This is a genomic window from Dietzia sp. DQ12-76 (assembly GCF_014145045.1).
Lineage (GTDB): Bacteria > Actinomycetota > Actinomycetes > Mycobacteriales > Mycobacteriaceae > Dietzia.
The window spans coordinates 1-4,693 of sequence record NZ_JAALDV010000396.1; the positions used below are offsets into that span (position 1 = coordinate 1).

The 4,693-nt window shown below is 71.3% G+C and carries 5 protein-coding genes; all 5 read left to right on the forward strand.

Going from position 1 to position 4,693, the window contains the following annotated elements; genetic code table 11:
* Nucleotides 1–303 (forward strand): zinc finger domain-containing protein (locus G6019_RS13250; RefSeq protein ID WP_304506206.1); only part of this gene is annotated, 303 nt, incomplete at its 5' end.
* Nucleotides 304–308: 5 nt separating this feature from the next.
* Nucleotides 309–788, forward strand: a complete 480-nt coding sequence (locus tag G6019_RS13255; protein WP_107758113.1) for an OsmC family protein — start codon at nt 309–311, stop codon at nt 786–788.
* Nucleotides 785–1,075, forward strand: a complete 291-nt coding sequence (locus G6019_RS13260) for an acylphosphatase (RefSeq protein ID WP_107756656.1) — start codon at nt 785–787, stop codon at nt 1,073–1,075. The genes G6019_RS13255 and G6019_RS13260 overlap by 4 nt, the downstream gene beginning before the upstream one ends.
* A gap of 89 nt (nt 1,076–1,164) precedes the next feature.
* The gene (locus G6019_RS13265) at nt 1,165–3,885 is read left to right on the forward strand and encodes a cation-translocating P-type ATPase (RefSeq protein WP_107756655.1); all 2,721 of its coding nucleotides are present in this window, start codon (nt 1,165–1,167) and stop codon (nt 3,883–3,885) included.
* 26 nt (nt 3,886–3,911) lie between these two features.
* Nucleotides 3,912–4,693 (forward strand): chromosome segregation SMC family protein (locus G6019_RS13270; protein ID WP_182627777.1); only part of this gene is annotated, 782 nt, incomplete at its 3' end.

The window sequence follows — 4,693 nt, forward strand, 5'->3', positions numbered from 1 at the left end:
CGGCGCGCGGGAGCGCTGACGCTGGGCACCGTCCGCCGGCTCCTCGGCCACGCCCGCGAGGTGATGGCGGAGGCGTTGGGCGCCGGGGGCACCTCCTTCGACGCCCTGTACGTCAACGTCAACGGCGCGTCGGGGTACTTCGACAGGTCGCTCGACGTCTACGGGCAGGCGGGGCGACCGTGCGCGCGCTGCGGCACACCGGTGGTCCGGGAAGAGTTCATGAACCGTGGCTCACACTTCTGCCCGGGCTGCCAGAGGCCGCCCCGGCGTGCTGTGGTGCGTCGGCCCAGCTCCGTACGATGACCGACATGACGATGACCGACCCGGACGACACTTCCCAGTCCCCGCCGCCCGCCACCGATCTCCGGGTCGAGCGGTCCGGGACCCGGCGGTACGTGGGGCATTCGTCGCGAGGTGCGAGGGTCGAGATCGGCTCGGCGGACGTCGAGGGAGTGTTCACCCCGGGGGAACTGCTCAAGATCGCGCTCGGCGCGTGCACGGCGATGGCCTCCGATTTCACGATCTCGCGCCGATTGGGTGATGACTACGCCGCGACCGTCCGCGTCTCCGGGGACGCCGACCGCGAGGCCGAGCGGTACCCGCGACTGGAGGAGATCTACGAACTCGACCTGACCGGGCTCGACCCGGCCATGGCCGACCGGGTGCTCGGCATGATCCGTCGCTCGGTCGACGCGACCTGCACGGTCGGCCGGACGCTCACCGCGGGCACAGAGATCGGGCTGCGGTTCGACACCGGGATCGACCGGACCGGCGGAGACGCTCCGTGAGCGCACCGGCGCCCGATACGGTCCGGCTGGTGGCCTGGGTCCACGGGCAGGTGCAGGGCGTGGGTTTCCGGTGGTGGACGCGTTCCAGGGCACTCGAGCTCGGGCTCGTGGGCTACGCCGCGAACAAGCCGGACGGACGGGTCCACGTCGTGGCGGAGGGGCCCCGCCGGGCATGCCTTCAGCTCGTCGACCTGCTGCGGGGCGGAGACGGGCCGGGCAGGGTGGAGCTCGTGGTGGAGTCCTGGGACCGGGCGCGGGGGGACCTGTCCGGATTCCGCGAGCGCTGAACGCGTTCTCGGCCGCGGGCCCGGGCCGGGCAGGGGCATTCTGGAGGTGGACCGATCGCGACCTGAGAGACAGATCGGAGGACCGGACCATGACCTCAGGCACCGGAGACGGTGGCGTGGCCGACGTCGCCTGGCACGCACTGGAGGTGCCGGACGTACTCGACCGGGTGGGCGCCGGCACCACGGGACTGACCTCCGATGAGGCGACGCACCGTCTGGAGCGCCACGGTCCCAACCGGTTGGAGGCGACCGACGCGACCGCCGCCTGGCGGGTGCTGCTCCGGCAGTTCCGAAGCCCCCTGGTCCTGTTCCTGATGTTCTGCGCCGCGATCACCCTGGCGCAGGGTCACCTGGTGGACACCGCCGCGATCACGGCGGCGGTCGTGCTCAACGCGGCGATCGGGTTCTGGCAGGAGCGCAAGGCGGAGACAGAGGTCCGGGCCCTGCAATCCCTCGCCTCACCCACCGCCCGCGTGCGCCGGGACGGTCAGGTGCAGACCATCGACTCGGCCGCGCTGGTGCCCGGTGATCTCGTGCACCTCGAGAGCGGCGACCGCGTCCCCGCCGACCTGCGGCTGATCGAGGCGGTGTCCCTGAGGGTCGACGAGTCGATGCTCACAGGTGAGTCCCTGGCCACGGACAAGGACACGCATCCGGTCGCCCCCGATGCGCCGACCGGGGATCGGACCGGTATGGCGTTCAGCGGCTCGCTCATCTCGTCGGGCCGTGCGACGGGGGTCGTGGTCGGAACCGGTGCGGGTACCGAGCTCGGGGCCATCAACGAGCTGATCCAGGACACCGCGGCGGCGGCACCGCTCACCGCCCTCATCCACTCCATGGAGCGGTGGATCGGCCTGATCGTGGGGATCTCCGCGCTGGGCGTCTTCGCCGCCGGCCTCGCGCTCGGGCACGATGTCTCGCTGATGTTCCGGACCGCGGTGGCTCTCGTGGTATCCGCGATCCCCGAGGCGCTGCCCGTGGTGCTCACCGTGGCGATGAGCGTGGGCGTGGCCCGGATGGCGCGGCGCAATGCGATCGTGCGGCACCTGCCGTCGGTGGAGACCCTCGGGTCCACGACGGTGATCGGGTCGGACAAGACCGGGACCCTGACACAGAACCTGCTCACCGTGGAACGGCTGTGGACCACGGAGGGGGAGATCACCGTCGACGCCGCGACCGGGGTCGGCGCCGACACCGGGTGGATGAGTGCCGTCGCGGAGGCCGCCCTGCGCGCGGGCGCGCTGACCAACGAGGCCGTCCCGACGCGGGACGACCCCCTTCGGTTCACCGGCGACGCGGTGGATGCGGCGATGGCAGCGGTGGCGGTGCGACTGGGCGTGGTCACGCCTATGGAACGGGCCGCCGCCCCGGTGGCGCACATGCCGTACGAGCCCGAGCTCGGGTTCTCGCAGACGATCCGGAGCGAGGGCGGTCGGCCGGTGCTGTACGTCAAGGGTGCGCCCGATGCGGTCTCCGCGATGTGCTCGAGCATGCTCACCGCAGGGGGTACCACGAACATCGATCGGGCCGCCGTCCTGGCCGCCAACGAGGCACTGGGCTCGAAGGGGCTGCGGGTGATCGCCACGGCCCGCCGGGAGCTCGGGGACGGGGATCCGCGGCTGGCCGGCGGGACCCTCGAGGGAGCACCAGGGGACCTGACCTTCCTCGGCCTGGAGGGGATGACCGATCCACCACGTCCGGGCGTGCAGGAGGCGATCGCCGGCTGCCGGTCGGCGGGGATCCGGGTGATGATGATCACCGGAGATCATCCGGTCACGGCCGCCGCGATCGCCGGGAGGCTCGGGCTGGACACCGGCACGCCCCCCTTGACAGGTGCCGAGATCGCGGCCCTGGACGACACGATGCTCCGGGCCCGGCTGGCGGATGCCACGGTCGCAGCCCGGGTGTCGCCACAGGACAAGATGCGGATCGTCGACCAGCTCATGGCGATGGGCAACGTTGTCGCGGTGACCGGGGACGGCGTCAACGACGCGCCCGCACTCCGCGTCGCCTCCATCGGGGTCGCGATGGGCGGCTCGGGCACGGACGTCGCCCGCCAGGCCTCCGACATCGTGCTCACGGACGACGACTTCAGCACGATCGTCCACGCCGTGGAGGAGGGGCGGGTCACCTTCGCGACCATCCGCAAGGCCACCTTCTTCCTCCTGTCGACGGCGATCGCGGCGCTGCTGGCGGTCGCGGTCAACGTCTTCACCAACTCCCCCCTGATCCTCCTGCCGGTCCAGATGCTGTGGGCGAACCTGGTGACGTCCGGGATACAGGTGATCGCCCTCGCCTTCGAGCCCGGCGAGGGCGACGAACTGGAGGTGCCTCCCCGGAATCCCGGTGAGGGTGTCCTCGACGCCCCTATGTGGTGGCGGACCGCGCTGAGCGGGGTGTGGATAGCCGTCGTGACGCTGGTGGTCTACGAGCGCGCGATCTGGGACGGGATCGAGACCGACCACGCCCGCTCACTTGCGCTGACGGTGCTGGTGGCGGCGAGCTTCTTCCAGGTGATGAACGCCCGGGCGTTGCGTCGCTCGGTGTTCACCCTCAACCCCCTGGCGAACCCGCTGCTGCTGGTCGCCACGGCGGTCGCCGCCTGCCTGCAGGTGATGGTGGTGAGTTGGCCGGTCCTGGCCGGCCCGATGGGCCTGAGCGCGCTGAGCCCCGGTGAGTGGGTGCTGTGTGTGGCCGTCGGCGCCACGGTCATCGCGGTGTCCGAGATCCACAAACTGGCGGTGACACCGGCGGCCCGCCGACGCGCGGCCGCGATCCCCGCCGCAGGAGTCGCGGCTCCGGGGCGGTAGCCGGCCGTGCCATAGGATGGACATCCGTGTACCTCAAGTCGCTGACGCTCAAGGGCTTCAAGTCCTTCGCGGCGCCCACGACCCTGAGGTTCGAGCCCGGCGTCTGTTGCGTCGTCGGCCCCAACGGCTCCGGCAAATCCAACGTCGTGGACGCCCTGACCTGGGTGATGGGGGAGCACAGCGCCAAGTCACTGCGCGGCGGCAAGATGCAGGACGTGATCTTCGCCGGGACCGCCGGCAAGTCGCCGCTCGGCCGCGCGGAGGTCACGCTCACCCTCGACAACTCCGACGGCACCCTGCCGATCGACTACGCCGAGGTGTCCTTGACCCGCCGGATGTTCCGCGACGGCGCGGCAGAGTACGAGATCAACGGGGACCGTGCCCGGCTGATGGACGTCCAGGAGCTGCTCTCGGACTCGGGCATCGGGCGCGAGATGCACGTGATCGTGGGCCAGGGCAAGCTCGCCGAGATCCTCGAGTCCAAACCGGAAGAGCGCAGGGCCTTCATCGAAGAGGCGGCCGGGATACTCAAGCACCGCCGCCGCAAGGAGAAGGCCCAGCGCAAGCTCGCCGGGATGCAGGGCAACCTCGATCGGTTGACCGACCTGACGGGCGAACTGCGCCGCCAACTCAAACCGCTCGGACGCCAGGCCGAGGTGGCGCGGCGGGCCCAGTCCGTCCAGGCCGACCTCCGCGACGCGACGTTCCGGCTGGCCGCAGATGACCTGGTGACGCGGCGCGCCGAGCTGGCGGATGCGGAGAGCGTCCGGGAGAGGCTCTCCGAGCAGGTGGCCGCGGCGGTCGACCG

Coding starts and splice junctions, on each gene's coding strand:
- G6019_RS13265 (WP_107756655.1), top strand. CDS start 1,165: ATGACCTCAGGCACCGGAGACGGTGGCGTGGCCGACGTCGCCTGGCAC.
- G6019_RS13255 (WP_107758113.1), top strand. CDS start 309: ATGACGATGACCGACCCGGACGACACTTCCCAGTCCCCGCCGCCCGCC.